The organism is Frondihabitans sp. 762G35 (genome assembly GCF_002074055.1).
Taxonomy (GTDB): Bacteria; Actinomycetota; Actinomycetes; order Actinomycetales; family Microbacteriaceae; genus Frondihabitans.
Map to the genome: position 1 here is coordinate 1,681,608 of NZ_CP014619.1, position 21,478 is coordinate 1,703,085.

Sequence of the window (21,478 nt, forward strand, 5' to 3'; positions counted from 1 at the left end):
CGTTCTCTAGAGGGCCGGGACCGCGGCGGCCTCGCGGCGCGCTGCGACGAGGGAGTCGTGGGTGGGGGCGTCCGGGACGTGGGCGGGCCGGTTCGTCGCGAACTCGCGGCGGAGGACCGGCACCACCTCGGAGCCGAGCAGGTCGAGCTGCTCGAGGACCGTCTTGAGGGGAAGCCCGGCGTGGTCGATGAGGAAGAGCTGGCGCTGGTAGTCGCCGACGTAGTCGCGGAAACCGAGGGTCTTGTCGATGACCTCCTGCGGGCTGCCGACCGTGAGGGGCGTCTGCGCCGTGAAGTCCTCGAGCGACGGGCCGTGGCCGTAGACGGGGGCGTTGTCGAAGTAGGGCCGGAACGTCTTCACGGCGTCCTGCGAGTTCTTCGCCAGGAACACCTGGCCGCCGAGCCCGACGATCGCCTGGTCGGCGCTGCCGTGACCGTAGTGCTCGAAACACTCCCGGTAGAGGCGGACCATCTGCTCGGTGTGCGAGGCGGGCCAGAAGATGTGGTTGGCGAAGAAGCCGTCGCCGTAGAACGCGGCCTGCTCGGCGATCTCGGGCGAGCGGATCGACCCGTGCCAGACGAACGGCGCGACGTCGTCGAGGGGACGAGGCGTCGCCGTGAAGCCCTGGAGCGGCGTGCGGAAGTGGCCCTTCCAGTCGACGACCTCCTCGGTCCAGAGGCGGTGGAGGAGGGCGTAGTTCTCGATGGCGAGGTTGATGCCCTGGCGGATGTCCTTGCCGAACCAGGGGTAGACCGGGCCGGTGTTGCCCCGGCCGAGGGTGATGTCGACGCGGCCGTCGGCGAGGTGCTGGAGGAGCGCGTAGTCCTCGGCCAGCTTCACCGGGTCGTTCGTGGTGATCAGGGCGGTCGCGGTCGAGAGCAGGAGGCGCTCGGTCTTGGCCGCGATCAGCGCCAGGAGCGTCGTGGTCGACGAGTTGACGAACGGCGGGTTGTGGTGCTCACCCGCAGCGAAGACGTCGAGGCCGACCTCCTCGGCGTGCGTGGCGATCGTCACGAGCGCCTTAAGTCGCTCGTGCTCGGTCGGGGTGACGCCCGTCGTCGGATCGGTCGTGATGTCGCCGACCGAGAAGACGCCGAACTGCATTCCGCTGCCGCCTGTGTTGTCCATGTCGTCCACCCTATCTCAAGTCAATGCGTTTGCATGTATTGGGGTAACGGCGGGTGGGCGGTGACTATTCCCGAGCGCGGCCGCGACGCTGTCGCCGAGCCGGGTGTCGCTTCGGCAGGAGATTCGCCCCGGGCATCCTGCGCGAGGAGCCTCCCGGGGGCGATGTCCTGCTGAAGCCCGTTGTTGCGGCCGCATCTCCTGCGCAGGCGTCGTACCCTCCTGCTGAAGCGCCGGTCCCACCTCTGCTAATCGGTGATACTATCTACCGGAAGTCAGTGATGCTGACTAGATGAGGAGGCCGTCGTGGCGACCCCGATGACGGAGATGCTGAAGGGCACGCTCGAGGGCGTCGTCCTCGCGATCCTGACCGTTCGACCGGCCTACGGCTACGAGATCACGGCGCGCCTTCGCGAGGACGGCTTCACCGACATCGCGGAGGGGACGATCTACGCCCTCCTCAACCGGATCGAGCAGCGCGGTTACGTCGACGTCGCGAAGGTGGCATCCGAGAAGGGCCCCCCGCGCAAGGTCTACTCGCTGAACGCCGCGGGAGCCGAGGCTCTCGACACGTTCTGGAGGAGCTGGAGCTTCCTCTCGGAACGACTCGAACAGCTCCGACACGAAGGGAAATGACCATGTGGATCGACAGGGTCGTCGGCGATCTCGCCGACAAGAAGAGCTACCGCGAGTACCGGTCGCGTATCAAGAAGCTCCCGCCGGCCTATCGGGACACCGCGCTCGCTCTCGAGCGCTACCTCATGAACATGGGGCCGAGCGACGACGGCGCGGCGCTCGTCGCCATGCTCGGAGATCTCGCCGATCTGGTCGAGCGGAGCGCCGCCGACGGCACCCCGGTGCGCGACCTCGTCGGCGTGGATCCTGCGGAATTCGCCGAGACGTTCCTCGAGAACTACGCCGGTGGCAGCTGGATCCGGAAGGAGCGGCGACGCCTCGCCGAGTCGATCGACCGCGCGGTCGCGGAGGGCGGGGCCTGACGCCCGGACGCGCCTCGGACGCACCGACGAGGCCTCAGCACTCCGCCTTCGTGAAGCTGATGTCGACGGTGTCGTCGGACCCGTCGAACGCGTAGGTGTAGCGCATCGCGATGTCGTCGTCGAGGATGCGCCGCGTCTCCGCCGTCGAGCACAGCGTCGGCAGGACGGTCTTCCGGAGAGCGGCCTCGGTCAGGGACGACGGATCGACGTCGGACGACACGCGATACGTGTAGTGGATGGCGCCGGTCTCGGCCGCGACGTCCGTCCACGTCGTCACCTGGTCGAGCTGCTTCGGGAGATCGGACTGCTTCTTGATCTCCGAGACGCTCTTCGCGATCGCCTCCTGCTTCGAGTCGCCGCCGAAGGCCGACGTCAGCCCCCACCGGATCAGCCCGCCGGCGAGGGCGGCCACGAGCACTCCGGCGACCACGAGGGCGACCCTCCTCGTGTGGTTCTTCTGCGGCGGCATCGAAGAGGCCTCCCCCGAATATTCCGGCGACGGGTCGTAGGGCGGGCCTGAGGGCGGGCCGTAAGACGATGTGTTCTGGTCGGTCATGGTTCCCCCATGTGATCGTGGTGTCCGGTGTGCGGTTCTCGCCGCCTCCAGCGTCAGGCGCGCTCGTCGGGCCGCTGCTGCTCCGCCGTGATGCGGGCGTCCTCGTCGGCGAGGATCCGCTCCGCCTCCGCATTGACCTGCTGCGCCTCGTAGTCGGAGATGAACTTGTCGGCGTTCTCGCGGGAGATGCCGTAGTTGTTGCCGCAGTACGCGCACGAGATCGAGTAGGACCCGTGGCCGAACGGGAAGATAGGCGCGAAGAAGAGCGTGAACCAGGTGCGGCGGCGCACCAGTCTCTGGCCCGCCTCGTGCTGGCAGACGCCGCAGACGAAGATCAGGATGGCGACGATCTTGGACGTGGTGCGCGATCCGAACAGAATCATGATGAACTCCCCCGTGTTCTCTGGAGCCGAACCTACCGCGAAGAGGCTCTCCGGCACCAGTATTTCCTGCGCTCCGCGCACGCTCGAGCCGTCGACCGGTGAAGCGGTGCGGGGAGGCTCGCTAGGCTTCGAGGCGGTCTGCCGACCACGAAGGAGGACCATGTCGAGCACCCCGACGACCCCGACCCGCGCCGACGACCACGACGGCGACGTCGTCCTCCGGCTCGACGGCGTCACGTTCGTCCGGAGCGGCACGACCATCCTCGACCGGGTGGACCTGACCGTCAGGGCGGGTGAGCACTGGGCGCTCCTCGGCCCGAACGGGGCCGGGAAGAGCACGATCCTGGGCTTCTGCGGAGCCATGGCCCACCCGTCGTCCGGCACCGTCGACGTGCTCGGCCGACGACTCGGTCGCGTCGATCTGCAGGAGCTCCGGCGCAGCATCGGCCACGTCAACCCGCGGCACCCGGTGCAGTCCCCCCTGACGATCCGCGAGGTGGTCTCGACGGGCCTCACGGGCACCATCGAGCCGCCGCTGCGGTGGGAGCCGGATCGGGCCGAGGCGACGCGGATCGGCGAGCTGATCGGCGCGTTCGGTCTCGGGGGAAGGGCCGACGCACGCTGGCCCACTCTGTCGCAGGGCGAGCGCGGGCGTGCACTCATCGCGCGGGCGCTGATCGCCGACCCGGGCATCCTGCTGCTCGACGAGCCGTCGACCGGGCTGGACGTCGCCGCCCGCGAGCAGCTCCTGGAGACCATCGACCTGCTGGACGAGACGCATCCGGCGATCGCCTCCGTCCTGGTGACCCATCACCTGGAGGAGCTGCCCACCTCCACGACGCACGCGCTGCTCGTGGCCCACGGTCGCGTGGTCACGGCGGGGCGCGCCGCCGACGTCATCACGACGGAGAACGTGTCGACGGCCTTCGAGCACCCGATCGACGTCGAGATCCGCGACGGGCGCTGGACGGCCCGCGCCCGGCGGCGCCGGAGCCTCGTCAGCGAGGGGGTATCCGGTGCAGGGTGACGTCGCGTATCACGCCTGAGTCGAGCGTGAGCGTCAGGTAGCTGCCGGTCGGCTGGCGGCGTCGGTCGGTGGGCGAGCCCGGGTTGAGTATCCTGGTCCCCCCGGGTGTCACGGAGTCCCACGGGATGTGGCTGTGCCCGAAGACGAGCAGATCGAGGGCAGGATGCTCGTGGTCGGCCCGCACCTCGCGCCCCTCCTTCGCACCGGTCTCGTGCACCACCCCGAGCCGGACGCCGTCGACGGTCGCGTGGGCCACGAGCGGCAGCCGGTCGTCGAACTCCGGGCCGTCGTTGTTGCCGCGCACCGCGACGAGCGTGCGGGAGCGCCGCTCGAATTCGTCGAGCAGCGGCAGATGCACCCAGTCTCCGGCATGGACCACGACGTCGGCCGTGTCGATCGCGCGCCAGACCTCCTCCGGCAGAGCTCTTGCCCGCTTCGGGAGGTGCGTGTCGGAGACGACGGCGAGACGCGTGGGCACCGCTCCACGCTAGCGCTCTGCCTTGTTACCTCGGCTGCCGGAGCGCCTCACGGGCCAGAAGAAACTTGCGCTGGCCGCTGATCCCGGGTCTGCGGCGTCGCCGGGGCAGGTTCGTTCGTCGAGCGGGCGGCATTCAAGCTGCCGTTCGGGGCCAGGGGGCACGAACCCTTGTCAGTGCCTCTGGTCCGAGCGACGCTGTACGAGCGCGAGGATCACGACGAGGACGCCACTCAGGAGAATTGCGGCGCTCGACCACGACACCGAGTGGGAGCGACCGGAGAGATCGAGCGTGGTGGCAATGACGCCGAAGGCCAAGAAGAACGCGCCGAGCCAGAGCCCGGCCGTCGTATTCGTGAACCAGCGCGGGCGGCCCGCGACGTCCGCCTCACGGGTGGCCTCCACCTCGCCCGCCTCCCAGGAGGGGCCGCGGTGACGGACGAAGAATCGACGCAGCAGAAGGAGCCCGACGATCGCCGCCGCACCGACCGCCGTGACGAGAGCGGCCGCTCCGACTCGCCCCTGCACCCAAAGGGGGATCGAGAGCACCAGCAGCAGGATGCCCGCGGCCACGCCGAGGAAGGGCGCCACGTTCCGCGAATACGCCCGGTTCCCTTTCGCCAGGGCTCGATCGGCCTTCAGGAATTCGCGTTCGCGATCGCTGCGCTCCGACTCGGGTTTCCGCATGATGCGCACCTCGACCACCAGGAGCACGGCTCCGCAGACGAGGGCCACCCCCACCAGGATTCCGCCGATCCACCCCGCCATGAAAGACCTCCCCGTCGTGATACCCCAGCGGGCACCATCGTCGATACTGGCCCGCCGGGGTGCGGGATGTGATGCCCGGGTGACGCCCATCTGAGAGAATCCCGCCCATGGCTCTCGACGACCTCGGCTCCCGGATCTGCGTGCTCGGACCGTCGAACAGCGGGAAGTCGACGCTCGCGGTGGCCATCGGAGGGGCGCGCGGTCTCGCGGTGATCCATCTGGATCAGTGCCGACACCGTCCCGGTACGCAGTGGGAGCTCCGGCCGGACGACGAGTTCGCGACCCTCCACTCCACCGCGATCTCCGGTGCGCGGTGGATCATCGAGGGGAATTACTCGGCGCTCCTCCCCGAGCGCCTCGAACGCGCGACGGGCCTGATCGTGTTGGAAGCCTCTGCTCCTGCGAGCCTCGGTCGCTATCTCCGACGGACCCTCCGTGACACCGAGCGCATCGGGGGTCTCGACGGCACGAGGGACCGGGTGAACATCGACATGGTCCGCTACATCCTGGGCCCCGGTCGACGAGCGCGGGCCCGCTATTCGCAGCTCTTCCAAGAGTCGACACTCCCCAAAGTCCTTCTGCCTTCGCGGAGCGCTCTTCAGAGCTTCTATCGCGACGAGCACCTGGGGCGGCCGTAGCGTCGGCTCGCGCCGTCAGCGGGCGCCGACCGTCACCGGGGTGCTCGCCGATGCGAAGTCGCTGCCAGCCGAGGTGACCGCCAGCGTCGCGGCTCCTGCGGGAACGCCATCGGGCACGACGAAGCGGCCTGCGACGGTGAAGCGCTGGCCGGTGGCCGCGTCGACCGTTCCGAGCCGGAAGACGTGGCGGGTCGCCGTGGGCGTGATCGTCACGGTGATGTGCCGGGCGGCTCGCCTCGTGGCGCCGGTGTCGTCGCAGTCCGTGGTCATCCAGTCGACGCTGAGGTGGATCTCGCCACCGACGCGGACCTCAGCGCCGGGGCGGACCGCGTGATCGTCGAGGCGGATCTCCCGGAGGGCGCAGGAGCCGGCGGCCGACGTCGTGAGCGCGCACCCCGAGACCCCGACCATCGTCGCCCCCACGAGCATCGCCGTGAGCGCCCGCGAGGATCCCCTCATCGTCGCCTCCCCGCTTCGGTCCCAGTGGAACACAGGAAAGCGCCCCCGCGGGTCACGATCGCGACACGAATCGGCTCAGTCGGCGAGCAGCACCCGCATGGCGGCCTTGAGGGTCTCGTTGCCCGACCGCAGGCGCGCCGCCTCGGTCTCGAGGGCGGAGAGCCGATCATCGATGGTTCCGGGGACGGTGGCCACTCGAGCCGGGACGGTGACGTCGTGATTCGCCACGTCGTCGTCCGGGGAGACGGGGCCCGCGGTGTACGCGGCGACGGTCGGCTGCGGCCGGACCGCCTCGGCCGACGGCAGCGGCTCGACGTCGTCCCACATGGGGTCGATGTCGCGCTGGGGTGCGAAAGGCAGTCGAGGCGTGGGCTCCTCGGGCGAGGCGGGCGACGCGGGTGCGGCCTCCTGGGCGGGCGACGCGGGCGACGCGGGCGCCGCGACCGAGGTCGGGGAGGCGGGTGAGGCGGGTGACACCGGTTCGGCATCCTGCGCGACCGGCGGCTTGACCGTCGTGACCACCGGGGAGAAGCGCGGGCGCCGCCGCTTGGCCACCGGCGGCTCGGCGGCGGGCGACGCGGCCTTGACCCAGTCGCGGAGAGCTCCCTCGCCGACGCCGAACTCGTCGGAGACGACGCGGTAGGCGGAGCGATCGCCGGGGTTGGTGGCGAGGCGCTGCAGGACCCTGGCCATGGCGGCGTCGAGAACGCCCTCGTCGTCGTTCTGCTCGAAGGCCACCCTGTCTCCCGTCCCGGGACGGTCGAACGGTCCCGGTCGAAGAATAGGGCACCGCGACGCAGCGGACGAAACCGTCGATACTGTGAAGAAGTGACTGATCCTTATGCCTCGCCGCCGTCCCTGTCGCCGCTGCAGCCCGCGGAGGAGAAGCAGTACGCCCTCCTGACGCACCTGCTCAGCATCTTCTTCGGCTTCATCCCGGCGCTCATCTTCTTCGTGGCTTACCGGGAGCGGGGTCCGTTAGTCCGCCAGCACGTCGTGACCGAGTGGAACCTCCAGCTGACCGCCCTCGTCGCCCAGGCGATCGGATTCGCGATCGCGCTGATCGGCTGGGTGAACGTGTACGCGACGACGATCGACGCCCCGTCGCCCTCGCCGGGATTCCCGCCGGGGCTCATCGTGTTCTTCATCGGGTACGTGCTGATCGGCGCGGTCACGCTCGTCCGCGCGATCTTCGGCATCATCGCCGCGGTCGCCGCCCACCGGGGCCGCTTCTACCGCTACCCGGTCGCCATCCGCTTCGTCCGCGAGCAGCCGCGGAGCACCGACGCCGCCTAGGTCGCGTCCGCAGGATGCCCGTCCGGCTGCAGCCCGCGGACGTAGGTCTGCACGGGCCGCTCGAGCAGCGAGTGCTCCGTCGTCGGTCCGAGCGGCACCCAGCCCGCGGATTCGTAGAGTCCCACTGCCACCCGGTTGTCCACCAGGACGTGGAGCACGGCTTGCTCGAAATGGAGGCCGGCCAGATCCGCTGTGATCCGGGACAGCAGGAGCCGTCCCGCGCCCGTTCCCTGAGCGGCGGGATCCACCGCGAGCAGGCCGACCACGGCCGCGTCTGGTGGGTCGGACAGGAGGCCGCTCCCGGCGGGCGTGGCCAGGGCGAAGCCGACGATCACGCCGTCTTCTCTCTCGGCGACGGTCCACGCGACGGCGCGGTCGAATTTGAGCCGCGCACGATCGCCGACCCCGGGGACGGCGCGTCCATCACGAACGCCGCACGCCGCCACCCACAGGGCGACGCACGCTTCGCGATCTGACATCTCGGCATTCCGGAGGCGGATCGCCGTCGAGGAAGGGCTCATCGCCCGATTATGGCGCCGCCGCTCCTGCAGGATGCCCGGAGCCGAACAGTTCGCCGCCGGCGAGACTCCACGTTTTACGCGCTGCAGCGAAGGTGAGCGGCGTGTTGTGGAGTCTGGCGGAACGGCGGGCAGCAGCGGCGCCCCGCCCGGACTAGCTCAGCTCGCAGGCCAGCCCGTCCTTGTCGGCGTCGAGCTTGCTGTTGGCGGAGTAGAGGGCCGCGTCGGACTTCGGCGAGCCCTTGATCTTGCGTTTCTCGTCGGGCTTGCCCTTGTGGTGGACGATGTTCCACTTCGTGCCCGGCTTCGCGATGCCCGCGGAGTAGGTCTTGTGCACGTCCGTGCAGTTCGCGAACTTCTTCGCCGCCGACGGGCTGTGGACGAGCCTCACCTGCGAGGAGGCGCTCGAGGGCTGCGCGTGCGCACCCTGCGCGGCGAGGGTGGACGGCACGGCGATCGCCAGCGTCAGCACGGTGGCTGCCACGGCCAGACGGGGGGTGATCATGCTGCGACGCTACGGCCCGGTGCGGGCGACGCGTCAGTCCCCCTTCGGGCGCCCCTCGAACGGGGACACAAGCCCCGGCTCCGCTAGAAGTCGTCGACGACGGGCGGGGCGAGGCGGAGGTAGCGCTCGGGGAGCTGGACCCGCTGGAGCGGCCCCTCGAGGTCGACGGTGTACTGGGGCGTGTCGAACTCCACCATCCAGACGCGCGCCGATCCGCCGATGACCGAGACGCCCTGCCAGGCGGAACCGCCGGCCCGGACGACGAACCCCGTGGGGCCGTCCGGAAAGGGGCTCGTCGGATCCTCGAGGGAGTCGACGACGTAGACCTGGGCGCCGATGCCGAAACCGGTCTCGCGGGTGATGGGCGAGTCGGTTCCTCGCAGGCGCCTGCCGAACATGGGCCCATCTTGACACGGTGGGCCTCAGCATCCTGCGGTTTCCCGTCGAATTCTTGGGCAGCGGAACCCCGACGAAAGTTCCCAGAGCGCAAAAGTGCAGACTGTGCACGAAAGCGTATAGTTGCTTCACGTCAAGCAACCGGTGCGGGGGTTCACCCAGCCGGTGCGACGACCGTCCTCTCCCCCGACACTCCGGAGTCTTCCCGTGGCCTCTCGCCCCGCCCTCTTCACCAAGGACCACCCCAAGTACAAGTGGGTCGCCCTCAGCAACACCACCCTCGGCATGCTCATGGCGACGATCAACTCGTCGATCGTGATCATCTCCCTGCCCGCGATCTTCAAGGGCATCGACCTCAACCCGCTCGAGGCCGGGAACGTCAGCTACCTGCTCTGGATGCTGATGGGCTACATGCTCATCACCGCCGTCCTCGTCGTCACCTTCGGTCGGCTCGGCGACATGTACGGACGCGTGCGCATCTACAACCTCGGCTTCGTCGTCTTCACCGCAGGATCCATCGCGCTCGCCTTCGATCCCTTCCAGGGCGGCTCGGGCGCGATGTGGCTCATCCTTTGGCGCCTCGTCCAGGGCGTTGGCGGCGCGATGCTCTTCGCCAACTCGACGGCGATCCTGACCGACGCGTTCCCCGCCAACAAGCGGGGCATGGCGCTCGGCATCAACCAGGTCGCCGCCATCGCCGGATCGTTCATCGGCCTCATCGTCGGCGGACTGCTGTCGACCATCGACTGGCGCGCGGTCTTCTTCGTCAGCGTCCCCGTCGGCATCGTCGGAACGATCTGGTCGTACAAGTCGCTCCACGAGGTGGGCGTCAAGAACCGCGGGTCGCTCGACTGGCCCGGCAACATCGCGTTCGCCGTCGGGCTGACCTCGCTCCTCGCTGCCATCACGTACGGCATCCAGCCCTACGGCGGCTCCTCGACCGGCTGGACGAACCCGTGGGTCCTCACCGGCATCATCGGCGGAATCGTCCTCCTCGTCGCGTTCGTCTTCATCGAGCTGCGCACGAAGCAGCCGATGTTCGAGATGCGGCTCTTCACGATCCGTTCGTTCGCCATGGCCAACCTCGCCGGCCTCCTCGCGTCGATCGGTCGCGGCGGCCTGCAGTTCATGCTGATCATCTGGCTGCAGGGCATCTGGCTGCCCCTCCACGGCTACTCGTACGAGGACACCCCGCTCTGGGCCGGGATCTACCTCCTGCCGCTGACGATCGGGTTCCTGATCGCCGGTCCGCTCTCCGGGACCCTCTCCGACCGGTTCGGAGCGAAGTTCTTCGCCACCACCGGTCTCGCCCTCGTGGCCGCCGCCTTCGTCGGGCTGCTGCTGCTCCCGGTGAACTTCGCGTACCTCGCCTTCGCGGCGATCACGTTCGTCTCGGGGATCGGCTCCGGGATGTTCGGAGCCCCGAACCGGACGGCCATCATGAACAGCGTCCCGGCGAACCAGCGCGGCTCCGCGTCGGGCATGGCCGGGACGGTGCAGAACGCCGGCACGTCGCTGTCGATCGGCATCTTCTTCTCGCTCATGATCGCCGGTCTCGCCACGACGCTCCCCCAGACGCTCGCCAAGGGTCTCACGTCGCACGGCGTCTCGCAGACGGTCGCCGGTCAGATCGCCCAGACGCCCCCGGTCGGCACGCTCTTCTCGGCGTTCCTCGGTTACAACCCGATCCAGAACCTCCTCGGTAGCAAGGTGCTCGGCGGTCTCTCCCAGGCGGACCAGGCCACCCTGACCGGCAAGGAGTTTTTCCCCCAGCTCATCTCCGGCCCCTTCCACGCCGGACTCGTGGTCGTGTTCACCGCCGCCACGATCATGACCGTCATCGCCGCCGTCGCGTCTCTCGTGCGCGGCAAGAAGTTCGTGCATCTCGACCTGCCGAGCGGCCCCGTCGACGTCCACGAGGACGGGTCCGACGACGGCGCAGCGGTCGGCGACCGCGACGGGAGCCGGGCCGGCTCCCCGGTCACCGCGCCGACGGCCGTGCGGGAGAGCTGATGGAGACGTGGGCGGCTCCCGCGGAGTCGTCGGCCGGGGCTCCTGCCCTGCTCGACGTCGACGACGCGCCCGCTCGGCTCGCGCTGGCCGTCGGCCGGCTCAACCGCCTCCTGCGCCCCACCCGTCCGAGCCTGAGTCACGGGATGCTGTCCGCGCTGTCGACCATCGTGCGCGAGGGACCGCTCCGGCCGAGCGCTCTCGCCCGCATCGAAGGCGTGGCGGCTCCGACCGCGACCCGCGTCGTCGTCGAGCTCGAGTCGCGGGGCCTCGTCTCGCGGGCCTCCGACCCCGACGACGGCCGGTCGTTCCTCGTCGAGGGGACGGTGGCCGGACGCGAGGCCATCCTCGCCGCGCGCCGGGAGCGCGCGGCCAGCGCGCGCGACCTGCTCGACGGCCTCGACGTCGCCGATCGGGCACGGATCGTGTCGGCCCTCTCCGCGCTCGAGGCGGCGGCGGGGCTCCGCACGGACCAGGGCCGAAGCTGAGAGGTCGACCGCATCACGTGGTGAAGTGAAGGTCCTGCCCCCGACGAGAGGACTCCCCCGTGGCCGACCGTATCTTCCAGCTCGAATCCGGACGCGACCTGTCCCTGTCCGCCGCCGGCGATCCGGTCGCCCGGCGGCTCGTGTTCATCTGCCTGCCGATGGGGCTGGCCGGCGGCTTCGATCCCGACCCGATCGTGACCGACCGGTCGGGCGTGCACATCGTCTACGTCGACCGCCCGGGGTACGCCTCCTCCGGCGGGCTGTCCGGCGACGAGGAGTCGCGCGTCGAGACCTTCGCGGACGACCTGGCGGAGTACATCCGCCGGTCGGAGCGGATGGCCGACGAGGTCAGCCGGGTCGACTTCGGCACGGTGGGGGTCGTCGGCTGGGGCTTCGGCGCCCAGGTGGCGCTCTCCCTCGCCGCGCGCCACTCCGACCTCGTCGACCGCGTCGCCGCCGTCGGCGCTCCGGCACCGCACCGATCGTCGCTGCGCTCCCCCGACGACTTCGCCCTCGAGGCCCGGAAGGCCGAGAAGACCGTCTCGGCGACGGAGGACGTCCTCGACGCCCAGTCGTGGCAGCGCCTCGACGCCCTCGGGATCGAAGACGACGACCCCGCCCTCGTTCTCGCCGGTCTCGTGTCCCGTCTCGAACGCGGCATCGCGGACGGTGCCCGCCAGGGGGCCGCGGGCGTGGCCGGCGACATCGTCGCCGCATCCGATCACTCCTGGGCCGGCGAGCTCGGTTCGGTCGGGGCGCGCGTGCGCTTCTTCGTCGGTGAGGGCGACCCCGTCGCGAACGGCGACGACGCCGCGTGGTTCGCGAAGCGGATCGCAGGATCCGAGACGGTCACCGTTCCCGGTGCCGGTCGCCTCGTCGTCGCCTCGGCCTGGGCCGACGTGCTGGAGTTCGTCTCCGAGACGGACTGACCCCGCTGCGCGGGGGGTCAGTGACCTCCCGCGCCCCCGGCGGTGTCGTCGTCGTAGGAGTCGGTGCTGGTGCCGAACGCGTAGAAGGCCATGCCGACCAGGACGAGCGTCACCACGGCGCCCGTGACCAGGAAGATGTGCCAGAACGTGACGATCGCTGCGTGGTCCATGGTGTCTCTTTCGTCGGAGGTTCTGTCTGGCGGGGTTCTGTCGGGCCGGAAGGTGTCTGTCGTAGGGCGGACGGGACTTGAACCCGTGACCGACGGATTATGAGTCCGATGCTCTAACCGGCTGAGCTACCGCCCCGCGCCCCGGGCCTCGTTGACGTCGACGGGGGCGTCGGCGGCCTGCGGGGCCACCGGTTCTCCACGATACAGCTTCTCGAAGGTGTCGAGAGTGCGGTTGATGTCGTGCGGCTCGATCATGCGGAGACTCGCTTCGCGCATGGCGATGTAGTCGTCGTCGCTGCGGGTGAGGACGTCGGTGAGCTTGGCCGCGAGGTCGTCTGCGTCGCCCGGACGGAACAGGTGCCCGTTGACGCCGTCCTCGACGAGGTGCGGAAGGGCCATCGCGTCCGCGACGACGATCGGGAGGCCGGACGCCATCGCCTCGAGGCTCGCGATGCTCTGGAGCTCGGCGATCGACGGCATGGCGAACACCGTCGAGTCGGTGAGGGTCCGGCGGAGCTCCTCGTCGGAGAGGTACCCCACGAAGCTGACCCGATCCGCGAGGCCCATCTCCGCCGTCTGCTGCGTCAGCTTCTGCAGGAGGTCGCCACCGCCGACGATGGTCAGGGTGGCCTCGAGCGTCGGCGAGAGCTTCGTCATCGCCTCCAGCAGCACGTCGATGTTCTTCTCGGCGGTCACCCGACCGACGAAGACGATCCGGTTCTCGCGGGGCCGATCGCGGCGCGCCCGATAGTCGGAGGCGTCGATGCCGCAGGAGATGGGGATGACGCCGGTGATCCCGGTCGCCTCCTCGAGGAACCCGGCTGCTCGACGCGTCGGCGTCGTGATGGCCTGGCAGTGCGCGTAGGTGTTCGCGGCATCCTGCCACGCCCTCCGAGCGATCCAGTCGAGGAGCCTCTTGGGCATCGGCGGCGTGTGCTCCATCAGGTTCTCGGGCATGAAGTGGTTGGTGGCGATCACCCGGATTCCGCGCCGGCGCGCCACCTTCGTCAGTCCGCGGCCGATGATGATGTGCGCCTGGATGTGCACCACGTCGGGCTTGAACTTCTCGACGATCGGACGCGTGTTCCACTGGACGGCCCACGGGGTCGCGAAGCGGAGCCAGTCGTGGAGCGGCCAGCGGTGCGAGTTGAGCCGGTGGACCGTCAGGACGGCGTCGCCGTGCTCCTCGGTGAAGGTGCCGTGGCGCCTCGTCGCCGCCGGGGCGATGACGTGGACGTCGTGGCCGCGACCGGCGAGACCGACGGCCAGACGCTCAGTGAAGTTCGCGGCACCGTTGACGTCGGGTGGGAACGTGTCGCCCGCCAGGATGATCTTCAGCGGGGGCTTGGCGGCGTTCCCGGGAGCATCGGCGGAGGGTCGATCGGAATCGCTGGGGAGAAGAGCGTCTGACACGGCTGGTCGGCGTCCTTACCTGGTCGGGATCGGGCGGCTGGGGATGGTGGACCCTAGGCTAGCTCAGCCCCTCGTCTGCGGATGGTATTTGGCGAGCTGGAACACGCCGTAGACGGCGGCGGCACCGGCCACGAGCCAGAGGATGACCGCCCACCACGGAGCCGCGGAGGCCTCGCCGAGCACGATGATGCCCATGCTCACGGCCACGATCGGGTCGACGACGGTCAGGCCCGCGATGACGAGGTCGGGCGGCCCCGACGAATACGCGTTCTGGACGAAGTATCCGCCGAGGAGGCCCGCTCCGAGGAGGAAGACGACGCAGATCACGGTGAGGAACGAGAAGTCGCCGGTCTCGATCTTGTTGATGACGACCTTGGCCAGGGTCGCCACGAACCCGTAGAGGAAGCCGGCGCTGATGATGTAGAAGAGCGCGCGGATCCTGCTGCGGAAGAGCAGGAACGACGTCAGCAGGATCGAGAACACGACGGCCAGGATGATAAGCACCGTCACGAGCTGGGCGTCGGTGATCTTCACCTCGTGCGTCGTGATCGCGGCGACGAGGACGAAGAAGCCCACCCCGCCCACGCAGAAGAGGATGGCCCGCTTCGACGCCCGATCGAGCTTCTGCCGGGTGCTCCGGGAGTTGAGGATGGCCGTCACCACGAGCGCGACGGCGCCCAGCGGCTGGACGACCGTCAGCGGGGCGATCGACAGGCTGGTGAGCTGGAAGACGATGGCGAGACCGAGCATGAGCGTGCCGACCACCCACGACGGTCGCCCCAGCAGGCGGAGCAGCTGGCGCACGTTCAGGCCGGAGCTCGCGCGCCCGGACGACCTCTCGACCTTCGCGACGCCGCGGTGCTGCAGTTGCGCGCCCACGGAGAGGAAGACCGCCCCCACGAGCGCGATCGGGATGCCCAGGGCCTGGTACGGCGTCAGGGACACCTGCTGGGTCAGATCGGTGAGGTTCGCGGACACTCCCTCACGGTACCGGGATGCCCGTCGATAGGCTGGACGAATGGCTGTACGACCTATCAAAATCACCGGCGAGCCCACCCTCCACGAGGTCGCAGCGCCCGTCACCTCCTTCGACGCGTCGCTCGCCGCCCTCGTCGACGACCTGTTCGAGACGATGGACCTCGCCCCCGGCGTCGGCCTGGCCGGGCCGCAGGTCGGCGTCCCGCTGCGCGTCTTCGTGTACTCCTACGTCGACGACGACGACGTCACGTGGCGCGGGGCGGCGGTCAACCCCGTGCTGTGGCAGTCGCCGCTCACGATCGATCCGCTCGACGACGACGACGAATCGGAGGGCTGCCTCTCGATCCCGGGAGAGCGCTATCCGCTCCGTCGGGCCGAGGGCGTCATCCTGCGGGCCTTCGACGTCCACGGCGAGCCGTTCGAGATCGAGGCCCACGGCTGGTTGGCGCGCATCTTCCAGCACGAGTACGACCATCTCGACGGCATCCTGTACGCCGATCGGCTCGAGCACCCGTTCGGGAAGGCCGTCGCCAAGGTGATCCGGAAGAGCAGCTGGGGCGTGCCCGGCCAGGAGTGGATGCCCGGGGTCGACCACCCGGAGGGCTGACACTCGGCCGGTGGTACATCGGAGCCCCGAACCTTTGCTACAGTTGTGTGCGCTGCTTCGGCGGCGAAGTAATCCTCGATAGCTCAATTGGCAGAGCAGCCGGCTGTTAACCGGCAGGTTCTTGGTTCGAGTCCAAGTCGGGGAGCGAAGGCCTCACGGCTCCACCCGTGGGGCCTTTTTCCTTGGGTCGACGTTCTTCGGGTCGACGGGCTCCAGCCGAGAGCCGGAGCGGAGGGTCACCGTGCAGACGTCGCCGCTCTCCGCGCGGGCACTCGCCTGGGTCGCCGCGGCGCTCGGCGTGGGATCCGCCCGATGGGTGCGCACCCTGGCCGGAGGCGAGCACGCCGAGACGCACCTGGTCTCGCTCGACGACGGCGCGTCGGTCGTGGTGCGGCGGTTCCCGCCCGACGACCCGGCCGTGGAGCAGGAGTCGCGGGTCCTCCCCCGGCTCGTACCGCTCGGCGCCCGGGCGCCGCGCCTCGTGGCTCTCGACCCCGACGGGCTCGGGAGCGGGCGGCCGACGATCGTCACGACGGTGGTCGACGGGGCGGCGTGCATCCTGCCGGCCGATCCGACGTCGTTCGCGCGGCAGCTCGGAGCGATGCTCGCGCGGATCCATGCCCTGGCCGTCGACCCTGCTCTTCCCGTCCTCCTCCGGCGCGTGGCCAGGCACGCCGAGCTCGACGACGTGCAGGCGACCCTCGAGGCCGAGCCCGTCGTCTTCTCGCACAGCGACTACTGGTCGGGCAACACGGTCTGGACGGGCTCCGACCTCACGGGCGTCGTCGACTGGTCGGGGGCAGGATCCGCGCCCCGCGGCTACGACGTCGCCTGGGCGCGCATGGACCTCGCCCTCCTCGTCGACCAGTCGCTCGCCGACGTCTTCACGCGCGCCTACGAGGACGCCGCGGGCCTCCGAGTGCCGAATCTCGCCCTCTGGGATCTCCGGGCCGCCCTGCACGCCGTCCCGACCATCGAGACCTGGGACGGCAACTATCGCTCGCTCGGCCGACCGGACATCGACGCGCGCTTCCTCCGGAGCTTCCTCGACGCGTGGCTTCCCGTGGCGAGGGCGCGCGCCGGACGGCCGACGGGTCAGTAGTCTTCGGGTCGGTGATCCTCGGGTCAGTAGCCCTCGGCGGGGTCGACCACCCCGATGAACTCGCCGTCGCCGAGCAGCGCCCGGACGTTGTGCCGGATCCGCTCCGCGAGGAGCGGCGCGACCATCTCGGGCGTGTCGGCCTGGTGCGGCGTGACGATGGCCCGGTCGGACGAGAAGAGCGGGTGCCCGTCGGGGAGGGGCTCCGGGTCGGTGACGTCGACGCCGGCACCCCAGATCGCGCCCGCGTCGAGCGCCTCGACGAGCGCGTCGGTATCGACGAGACCGCCCCGGGCGATGTTGACGAGGACGGCCGTCGGCTTCATCGCCGCGAACTGCTCCGCGCCGAACATCCTGGCGGTGCCGGACGTCATGGCCGCCGCCACGACGACCACGTCGGCCGTCGGGAGCACCTCGTCGAGGGCGGCGGCCGCGACCGTGCGCGCCGCTCCGGCCACCGGCTCGGTGCTGCGGCGGACGATGGTGACACTGGCGTCGAAGGGCTCGAGGAGCCGCATGATCTCCAGGGCGATCCCCCCGGCTCCCACGATGACGACGTCCAGGCCGTAGAGGGAGATCCCCCGCTGCTCTTTCGCCCACGAGGTCGCGCGGAGGCGCTCCGGGAAGACGCGCAGGAGCCCCAGGGTCAACGCGAGGGCGTGCTCGGCGACGGGCTCGGAGAAGGCGCCCTTCGCGCTCGTCCAGAGCGGCTTCGGCCGGTCGGCGTGTCGTGCGAGGACCTCGGCGAAGGCGTCGACGCCCGCCATGGGGAGCTGCACCCACTCGATGCCGGGGTGCTCGTGGAGCACGCGGTCGAGCCCCTCGGGGTCGCGGGTCGACAGCCAGACCAGCCCGCGGGTGTCGTCGTCGATCGGGCCGAGCGTCCCGCCGCCCAGGGTGACGGCCCGCTCGATGTGCTCGGCCGACTCGGGACCGACCGCGATCGGGCCGGGCGTGGGCCGGTCGGCGGCGGCGATCGGGGCGGACGGGGTGATCACGGCGCGGTGGCCGCGGGGACGGGTGGTGCTGTCGCTCACGCGGGGACTCCTAGGAACGGTGTTTCTTGGGCAGGCGGTCTTCGGGCGGGATGATGTCGACCGGCGTCGTCTGCGAGAGCAGCTTGACGTAGGGGTCGACGGTCGTGCGGAGGACCTCGTCGACGTCGCCGTGGCCGATGACGCGCCCGGAGCGGAGCACCAGGATGCGGTCGGTCACGGCGCGCGCCTCGGCGACCGATGACGTCACCACGACCGCGGAGAACCGGCGGTCGGAGTGCAGACCGCGGAGGAGTTCGAGCACGGAGTGCCTCACGATGACGTCCACGCCGCGGGCGGGTTCGTCGGCGATCAGGATGCGGGGCTCGAGGACGAGGCTCCTGGCCAGGGCGATCCGCTGCCGCTGGCCGGCCGACAGCTCCCAGGTCTGCTTGAGCATGGTGCTCATCGGCAGGCTCACCGCATCGACCAGCCCCGCGACGAGGCGGCCCGCCACCTTGCGGTCGAACCGGCGGTCACGCTCGTAGAGCGGTTCGGCGACCGCCTCGCCGACCGTGAGATCGGGATTGAGCCTCTCGCCGTCCTCCTGACCCAGGAAGCCGACGGTGGCCGTGAGGCGGTCGCGCGACCGCTTGGAGAGCGACTTCACCCGCTGCCCGAGCACGTACGCCTCGCCCCCCACGATGGTCGGCGACCCCTCCGGGCCGCGGCCGACGTAGGCGAGCCCCGCCAGAGCCTGCGCCAGCGTCGATTTGCCGGAGCCGCTCTCCCCCAGCACCGCGAGGATCTCGCCCTCGCGGACCGTCAGGGAGACCCCGTCGACAGCGCGCACCTCGGGTCGACCGGCGCGGGCGGGGTAGAGCAGCGAGAGGTCGTCCGCGACGATGACGGCCGCGGCCGACGACTCCTGCGGTGCTCCCGCGGACGTGTCGGTCACGAGCGGGACTCGCGGTCGAGGGCCGCCAGGGCGAGGCGCCGGGACGCCTGCTCCGCAGGATCCGGGACGGGGAGCGAGGCGAGGAGCCTCCGCGTGTAGACCTCCTCCGGTGCACCGAGCACCTGGTCGTTGGGGCCCATCTCGATGAGGTCGCCGTGGTACAGGACCCCGATCCGGTCGGCCAGGAGGTTCACCACGGCGAGGTCGTGGCTGATGAAGAGCGCCGCGAAGCCCAGGTCCTTCTGGAGCTCCGCGAACAGCTCGAGGACTCGCGCCTGGACGGAGACGTCGAGGGCGCTGGTCGGTTCGTCGGCGATCAGGAGGCTCGGCTCCAGCGCGAGCGAGCGGGCGAGGCTGGCCCGCTGGCGCTGGCCGCCGCTCAGCTCGTGCGGATAGCGGTCGCCGAACGCGCGGGGCAGCTGGACGGCCTCGAGGAGCTCGTCGACGCGCTTCCGCGCGACCCGGGCATCCTGCGCGCGACCGTGCACGATGAGGGGTTCCGCGACGCACTCGGCGATCGTGAGGAGCGGGTTGAAGCTCGACGCGGGGTCCTGGAAGACGAATCCGATGTCGGCGCGCTTCGGCTTGAAGTCGCGCTCCCGGACACCGTTCATCTCGACCCCGAGGACCTCCAGCGAGCCGCCCGTGACGCGGGTGAGACCGGCGATGGCGCGTCCGATCGTGGTCTTGCCCGACCCCGACTCCCCCACGAGGCCGAGCACCTGACCGCGCGCGATGGTGAAGTCGACGCCCTTGACGGCGCGGAAGCCGGAGCGGCCGAGCCGACCGGGGTACTCGATCTCGAGGGAGCGCGCGCGGACGACGATCTCGGCGTCGTCCGCCGGCGCCTCCTGCCGGCCCCGGGCCTCGAGGCGCGGGACGGAGCCCAGGAGGCGCTTGGTGTAGTCGTCTTGAGGCGACGCGAAGAGGTCGGTCGCGCTCGCCTGCTCGACGACCTTCCCGAGGTACATCACGGCCACGCGGTCGGCGAGGTCGGCGACGACGCCCATGTTGTGGGTGATCAGCACGATCGCCGTGCCGAACTCGTCGCGGCAGCGCCGGAGGAGGTCGAGGATCTCGGCCTGCACCGTCACGTCGAGCGCCGTCGTCGGTTCGTCGGCCACGATGACCGCGGGATCGAGGACGAGAGCCATCGCGATGACGACGCGCTGCTTCTGACCGCCCGAGAACTGGTGCGGGTAGTAGTCGACGCGGGTCTCGGGGTCGGGGATGCCGACGCGGCCGAGGATGTCGATCGCCCGGCGCCGGGCCTCCTTCCGGGAGACCTTGCCGTGCGCGCGGATGCCCTCCGCGATCTGCCAGCCGACCGTGTACACCGGGTTGAGGGCCGTCGACGGCTCCTGGAAGACCATGGCGACGTCGGTGCCGCGGAGCTCGCGGACCCGCTTCGGCCCGACCGTCAGGACGTCCTGACCCGTGAGCAGGACGGCGCCGGTCGCGACCGCCGTCTCGGGCAGGAGCCCCAGGATGGTCTTGGCCGTGACCGTCTTGCCGGAGCCGGACTCGCCCACGATCGCGAGCACCTCGCCGGCGCGGACGTCGAGGGTCACGCCCTGGACCGCGTTGACGTCGCCGCCGTCGGTGGCGAAGGTCACCTCGAGGTCCCGGATGTCGACGGCGCGAGCTCGGTCGTCGCGCGGCACGGAGACGGGGTTCGCCTGATCGGTCATGAGGTCGCCTCCTCGGCGGATCCGGTGCCCGCGGGCGTGTTCGTGAGCGACGGGACCGACTTCGTGCGGCGGGCACGGCGGCGGGTCCGGAGTCGCGGGTCGGCGAGGTCGTTGAGGCTCTCGCCGACGAGGGTGACGCCCAGGACGAGCAGGACGATCGCGGCGCCCGGGAAGACGCCCGTCCACCAGATCCCGCTCGCGGTGTCGGAGAGGGCGCGGTTGAGGTCGTAGCCCCACTCCGCGGCGGCCGTCGGGCCGATGCCGAAGCCGAGGAAGCCGAGCGACGCCAGCGTCAGGATCGCCTCGGACGCGTTGAGCGTCAGGATGAGGGGCAGGCTCCTGGTCGCGTTCCGCAGCACGTGCTTGAACATGATGCGAGCGGTCGACGATCCGACCACCTTCGACGACTCGACGAACGCCTCGGCCTTGAGCCTCACGGCCTCGGCGCGCACGACGCGGAAGTACTGCGGCACGAAGACGACCGTGATGGAGATGCCCGCGGAGACGATTCCCCCCAGGAGACTGGACTGGCCGCCGCTGATGACGATCGACACGACGATCGCCAGCAGGAGCGACGGGAACGCGTAGACCGCGTCGGCCACGACCACGAGCACCCGGTCGAGCCAGCCGCCGAGGTAGCCGGAGACGAGACCGAGCGTCACGCCGATGAGGACCGACAGGACGACGGCCACGATCACGACGGAGACGGCGGTCTGGGTGCCCCAGACCACGCGGCTGAACACGTCGTAGCCGCCGACGGTCGTGCCCCAGAGGTGCGTCGCCGAGGGCGGCGCCTGGCGCGGGAACGCCGCTCCCGACGACCCGCTCTGCTGGGCGAAGCCGTAGGGGGCCACGAGCGGGGCGAAGACGGCGGTCAGGAGGAACACGGCGCAGATCACGAGGCCGGTCACGAGCATCCCGCGCTGCAGACCGACGCTGCGGCGGAGCTGCGCGACGATCGGGAGGCGCTTCCAGAGGGGGGCGCGCTGGTCGAGCGCGGCCGGTGTGGTGGTCATC

The 21,478-nt window shown here is 70.4% G+C and carries 27 protein-coding genes and 2 tRNA genes; 11 read left to right on the forward strand and 18 right to left on the reverse strand.

Annotated elements, in window-relative coordinates; genetic code table 11:
* Positions 1-6: 6 nt before the first annotated feature.
* A complete protein-coding gene (locus AS850_RS08080) occupies positions 7-1,104 on the reverse strand; it encodes an LLM class flavin-dependent oxidoreductase (RefSeq protein ID WP_119868648.1) in 1,098 nt (365 codons plus the stop codon).
* A 327-nt stretch (positions 1,105-1,431) separates the two neighbouring features.
* Here AS850_RS08080 and AS850_RS08085 point away from each other — a divergent pair, with 327 nt between their 5' ends.
* Together AS850_RS08085 and AS850_RS08090 are read left to right on the forward strand one after the other, a co-directional pair.
* Entirely contained in the window at positions 1,432-1,761 is a 330-nt protein-coding gene (locus tag AS850_RS08085) for a PadR family transcriptional regulator (RefSeq protein ID WP_119868649.1), read from the forward strand.
* Positions 1,758-2,123 carry a DUF1048 domain-containing protein gene (locus tag AS850_RS08090; protein ID WP_119868650.1) on the forward strand — a complete coding sequence of 122 codons (366 nt, stop codon included), beginning with the start codon at positions 1,758-1,760 and terminating at the stop codon, positions 2,121-2,123. The genes AS850_RS08085 and AS850_RS08090 overlap by 4 nt, the downstream gene beginning before the upstream one ends.
* Positions 2,124-2,157: 34 nt before the next feature.
* Here AS850_RS08090 and AS850_RS08095 read toward each other — a convergent pair whose 3' ends face one another.
* Positions 2,158-2,592 (reverse strand): hypothetical protein, encoded by a 435-nt coding sequence (locus AS850_RS08095; RefSeq protein WP_119868651.1) that lies wholly within the window; start codon positions 2,590-2,592, stop codon positions 2,158-2,160.
* Between the two features lie 140 nt (positions 2,593-2,732).
* Positions 2,733-3,062: a zinc ribbon domain-containing protein gene (locus AS850_RS16495; protein ID WP_164088414.1), complete on the reverse strand. Its 330-nt coding sequence runs from the start codon at positions 3,060-3,062 to the stop codon at positions 2,733-2,735.
* Between the two features lie 160 nt (positions 3,063-3,222).
* On the opposite strand from AS850_RS16495, the gene AS850_RS08105 reads away from it, so the two are divergent.
* Positions 3,223-4,089 (forward strand): ABC transporter ATP-binding protein, encoded by an 867-nt coding sequence (locus AS850_RS08105; RefSeq protein ID WP_119868652.1) that lies wholly within the window; start codon positions 3,223-3,225, stop codon positions 4,087-4,089.
* On the opposite strand, the gene AS850_RS08110 is transcribed toward AS850_RS08105, so the two are convergent.
* Together AS850_RS08110 and AS850_RS08115 are read right to left on the reverse strand one after the other, a co-directional pair.
* Positions 4,061-4,567 (reverse strand): metallophosphoesterase family protein, encoded by a 507-nt coding sequence (locus tag AS850_RS08110; protein ID WP_119868653.1) that lies wholly within the window; start codon positions 4,565-4,567, stop codon positions 4,061-4,063. The two genes, AS850_RS08105 and AS850_RS08110, sit on opposite strands and share 29 nt — an antisense overlap.
* A 171-nt stretch (positions 4,568-4,738) precedes the next feature.
* On the reverse strand, positions 4,739-5,332 hold the full coding sequence (locus AS850_RS08115) for a hypothetical protein (protein WP_119868654.1): 594 nt from the start codon (positions 5,330-5,332) through the stop codon (positions 4,739-4,741).
* A 107-nt stretch (positions 5,333-5,439) separates the two neighbouring features.
* On the opposite strand from AS850_RS08115, the gene AS850_RS08120 reads away from it, so the two are divergent.
* Entirely contained in the window at positions 5,440-5,970 is a 531-nt protein-coding gene (locus AS850_RS08120; protein ID WP_119868655.1) for an AAA family ATPase, read from the forward strand.
* A 15-nt stretch (positions 5,971-5,985) separates the two neighbouring features.
* Here the strand turns inward: AS850_RS08120 and AS850_RS08125 are convergent, their stop codons facing one another.
* On the reverse strand, positions 5,986-6,429 hold the full coding sequence (locus tag AS850_RS08125) for a hypothetical protein (RefSeq protein WP_123955473.1): 444 nt from the start codon (positions 6,427-6,429) through the stop codon (positions 5,986-5,988).
* Positions 6,430-6,504: 75 nt separating this feature from the next.
* Positions 6,505-7,167 carry a hypothetical protein gene (locus AS850_RS16500; RefSeq protein ID WP_164088415.1) on the reverse strand — a complete coding sequence of 221 codons (663 nt, stop codon included), beginning with the start codon at positions 7,165-7,167 and terminating at the stop codon, positions 6,505-6,507.
* Between the two features lie 90 nt (positions 7,168-7,257).
* Between AS850_RS16500 and AS850_RS16505 the strand changes: the two genes are divergently transcribed.
* The gene (locus AS850_RS16505) at positions 7,258-7,725 is read left to right on the forward strand and encodes a DUF4870 domain-containing protein (RefSeq protein WP_164088416.1); all 468 of its coding nucleotides are present in this window, start codon (positions 7,258-7,260) and stop codon (positions 7,723-7,725) included.
* Here the strand turns inward: AS850_RS16505 and AS850_RS08135 are convergent.
* The 3 genes from AS850_RS08135 to AS850_RS08145 form a co-directional block, all read right to left on the reverse strand.
* The gene (locus AS850_RS08135) at positions 7,722-8,246 is read right to left on the reverse strand and encodes a GNAT family N-acetyltransferase (RefSeq protein ID WP_119868658.1); all 525 of its coding nucleotides are present in this window, start codon (positions 8,244-8,246) and stop codon (positions 7,722-7,724) included. The two genes, AS850_RS16505 and AS850_RS08135, sit on opposite strands and share 4 nt — an antisense overlap.
* 151 nt (positions 8,247-8,397) lie before the next feature.
* Positions 8,398-8,748 carry an excalibur calcium-binding domain-containing protein gene (locus AS850_RS08140; RefSeq protein ID WP_119868659.1) on the reverse strand — a complete coding sequence of 117 codons (351 nt, stop codon included), beginning with the start codon at positions 8,746-8,748 and terminating at the stop codon, positions 8,398-8,400.
* A gap of 83 nt (positions 8,749-8,831) precedes the next feature.
* The gene (locus tag AS850_RS08145; protein ID WP_119868660.1) at positions 8,832-9,146 is read right to left on the reverse strand and encodes a hypothetical protein; all 315 of its coding nucleotides are present in this window, start codon (positions 9,144-9,146) and stop codon (positions 8,832-8,834) included.
* Positions 9,147-9,351: 205 nt separating this feature from the next.
* On the opposite strand from AS850_RS08145, the gene AS850_RS08150 reads away from it, so the two are divergent.
* The 3 genes from AS850_RS08150 to AS850_RS08160 are packed head-to-tail and all read left to right on the forward strand — an operon-like array spanning position 9,352 to position 12,571.
* Positions 9,352-11,157 (forward strand): MFS transporter, encoded by a 1,806-nt coding sequence (locus AS850_RS08150; protein WP_236940880.1) that lies wholly within the window; start codon positions 9,352-9,354, stop codon positions 11,155-11,157.
* On the forward strand, positions 11,157-11,642 hold the full coding sequence (locus AS850_RS08155) for a MarR family winged helix-turn-helix transcriptional regulator (RefSeq protein WP_119868661.1): 486 nt from the start codon (positions 11,157-11,159) through the stop codon (positions 11,640-11,642). Before AS850_RS08150 ends, AS850_RS08155 begins: the two co-directional genes overlap by 1 nt.
* Before the next feature lie 59 nt (positions 11,643-11,701).
* Positions 11,702-12,571 (forward strand): alpha/beta fold hydrolase, encoded by an 870-nt coding sequence (locus tag AS850_RS08160; RefSeq protein ID WP_119868662.1) that lies wholly within the window; start codon positions 11,702-11,704, stop codon positions 12,569-12,571.
* Between the two features lie 17 nt (positions 12,572-12,588).
* Here the strand turns inward: AS850_RS08160 and AS850_RS16510 are convergent, their stop codons facing one another.
* The 4 genes from AS850_RS16510 to AS850_RS08175 all read right to left on the reverse strand — a co-directional run bounded on the left by AS850_RS16510 (position 12,589) and on the right by AS850_RS08175 (position 15,132).
* A complete protein-coding gene (locus AS850_RS16510) occupies positions 12,589-12,741 on the reverse strand; it encodes a hypothetical protein (protein ID WP_164088417.1) in 153 nt (50 codons plus the stop codon).
* Between the two features lie 62 nt (positions 12,742-12,803).
* Positions 12,804-12,877 (reverse strand) — tRNA-Ile (locus tag AS850_RS08165).
* Positions 12,868-14,154 carry a glycosyltransferase gene (locus AS850_RS08170; protein WP_236940881.1) on the reverse strand — a complete coding sequence of 429 codons (1,287 nt, stop codon included), beginning with the start codon at positions 14,152-14,154 and terminating at the stop codon, positions 12,868-12,870. Before AS850_RS08170 ends, AS850_RS08165 begins: the two co-directional genes overlap by 10 nt.
* A 63-nt stretch (positions 14,155-14,217) precedes the next feature.
* Positions 14,218-15,132, reverse strand: coding sequence for a DMT family transporter (locus AS850_RS08175; RefSeq protein ID WP_119868663.1), 915 nt, complete (start codon positions 15,130-15,132; stop codon positions 14,218-14,220).
* Between the two features lie 40 nt (positions 15,133-15,172).
* Here AS850_RS08175 and def point away from each other — a divergent pair, with 40 nt between their 5' ends.
* The 3 genes from def (at position 15,173) to AS850_RS08190 (ending at position 16,841) form a co-directional block, all read left to right on the forward strand.
* The gene (gene def / locus AS850_RS08180) at positions 15,173-15,739 is read left to right on the forward strand and encodes a peptide deformylase (RefSeq protein WP_119868664.1); all 567 of its coding nucleotides are present in this window, start codon (positions 15,173-15,175) and stop codon (positions 15,737-15,739) included.
* Positions 15,740-15,811: 72 nt separating this feature from the next.
* A tRNA-Asn gene (locus AS850_RS08185) sits at positions 15,812-15,884 on the forward strand.
* 96 nt (positions 15,885-15,980) lie between these two features.
* Positions 15,981-16,841 (forward strand): phosphotransferase family protein, encoded by an 861-nt coding sequence (locus AS850_RS08190; protein WP_164088418.1) that lies wholly within the window; start codon positions 15,981-15,983, stop codon positions 16,839-16,841.
* Positions 16,842-16,864: 23 nt separating this feature from the next.
* On the opposite strand, the gene AS850_RS08195 is transcribed toward AS850_RS08190, so the two are convergent.
* Genes AS850_RS08195 through AS850_RS08210 form a run of 4 tightly spaced genes read right to left on the reverse strand, consistent with a single transcriptional unit; the run spans position 16,865 to position 21,477 of the window.
* Positions 16,865-17,875, reverse strand: coding sequence for a D-isomer specific 2-hydroxyacid dehydrogenase family protein (locus AS850_RS08195; protein ID WP_119868666.1), 1,011 nt, complete (start codon positions 17,873-17,875; stop codon positions 16,865-16,867).
* 10 nt (positions 17,876-17,885) lie between these two features.
* Complete coding sequence (locus AS850_RS08200; protein ID WP_119868667.1) at positions 17,886-18,770, reverse strand: ATP-binding cassette domain-containing protein; 885 nt, start codon at positions 18,768-18,770, stop codon at positions 17,886-17,888.
* Positions 18,767-20,461: a dipeptide ABC transporter ATP-binding protein gene (locus AS850_RS08205; RefSeq protein WP_119868668.1), complete on the reverse strand. Its 1,695-nt coding sequence runs from the start codon at positions 20,459-20,461 to the stop codon at positions 18,767-18,769. Before AS850_RS08205 ends, AS850_RS08200 begins: the two co-directional genes overlap by 4 nt.
* Entirely contained in the window at positions 20,458-21,477 is a 1,020-nt protein-coding gene (locus tag AS850_RS08210; RefSeq protein ID WP_119868669.1) for an ABC transporter permease, read from the reverse strand. The genes AS850_RS08205 and AS850_RS08210 overlap by 4 nt, the downstream gene beginning before the upstream one ends.
* Between the last annotated feature and the right edge of the window lies 1 nt (position 21,478).

Coding starts and splice junctions, on each gene's coding strand:
- AS850_RS08080 (WP_119868648.1), bottom strand. CDS start 1,104: ATGCAGTTCGGCGTCTTCTCGGTCGGCGACATCACGACCGATCCGACG.
- AS850_RS08090 (WP_119868650.1), top strand. CDS start 1,758: ATGACCATGTGGATCGACAGGGTCGTCGGCGATCTCGCCGACAAGAAG.
- AS850_RS08095 (WP_119868651.1), bottom strand. CDS start 2,592: ATGCCGCCGCAGAAGAACCACACGAGGAGGGTCGCCCTCGTGGTCGCC.
- AS850_RS16495 (WP_164088414.1), bottom strand. CDS start 3,062: ATGATTCTGTTCGGATCGCGCACCACGTCCAAGATCGTCGCCATCCTG.
- AS850_RS08105 (WP_119868652.1), top strand. CDS start 3,223: ATGTCGAGCACCCCGACGACCCCGACCCGCGCCGACGACCACGACGGC.
- AS850_RS08115 (WP_119868654.1), bottom strand. CDS start 5,332: ATGGCGGGGTGGATCGGCGGAATCCTGGTGGGGGTGGCCCTCGTCTGC.
- AS850_RS08120 (WP_119868655.1), top strand. CDS start 5,440: ATGGCTCTCGACGACCTCGGCTCCCGGATCTGCGTGCTCGGACCGTCG.
- AS850_RS08125 (WP_123955473.1), bottom strand. CDS start 6,429: ATGAGGGGATCCTCGCGGGCGCTCACGGCGATGCTCGTGGGGGCGACG.
- AS850_RS08135 (WP_119868658.1), bottom strand. CDS start 8,246: ATGAGCCCTTCCTCGACGGCGATCCGCCTCCGGAATGCCGAGATGTCA.
- AS850_RS08140 (WP_119868659.1), bottom strand. CDS start 8,748: ATGATCACCCCCCGTCTGGCCGTGGCAGCCACCGTGCTGACGCTGGCG.
- AS850_RS08145 (WP_119868660.1), bottom strand. CDS start 9,146: ATGTTCGGCAGGCGCCTGCGAGGAACCGACTCGCCCATCACCCGCGAG.
- AS850_RS08155 (WP_119868661.1), top strand. CDS start 11,157: ATGGAGACGTGGGCGGCTCCCGCGGAGTCGTCGGCCGGGGCTCCTGCC.
- AS850_RS16510 (WP_164088417.1), bottom strand. CDS start 12,741: ATGGACCACGCAGCGATCGTCACGTTCTGGCACATCTTCCTGGTCACG.
- def (WP_119868664.1), top strand. CDS start 15,173: ATGGCTGTACGACCTATCAAAATCACCGGCGAGCCCACCCTCCACGAG.
- AS850_RS08205 (WP_119868668.1), bottom strand. CDS start 20,461: ATGACCGATCAGGCGAACCCCGTCTCCGTGCCGCGCGACGACCGAGCT.
- AS850_RS08210 (WP_119868669.1), bottom strand. CDS start 21,477: ATGACCACCACACCGGCCGCGCTCGACCAGCGCGCCCCCCTCTGGAAG.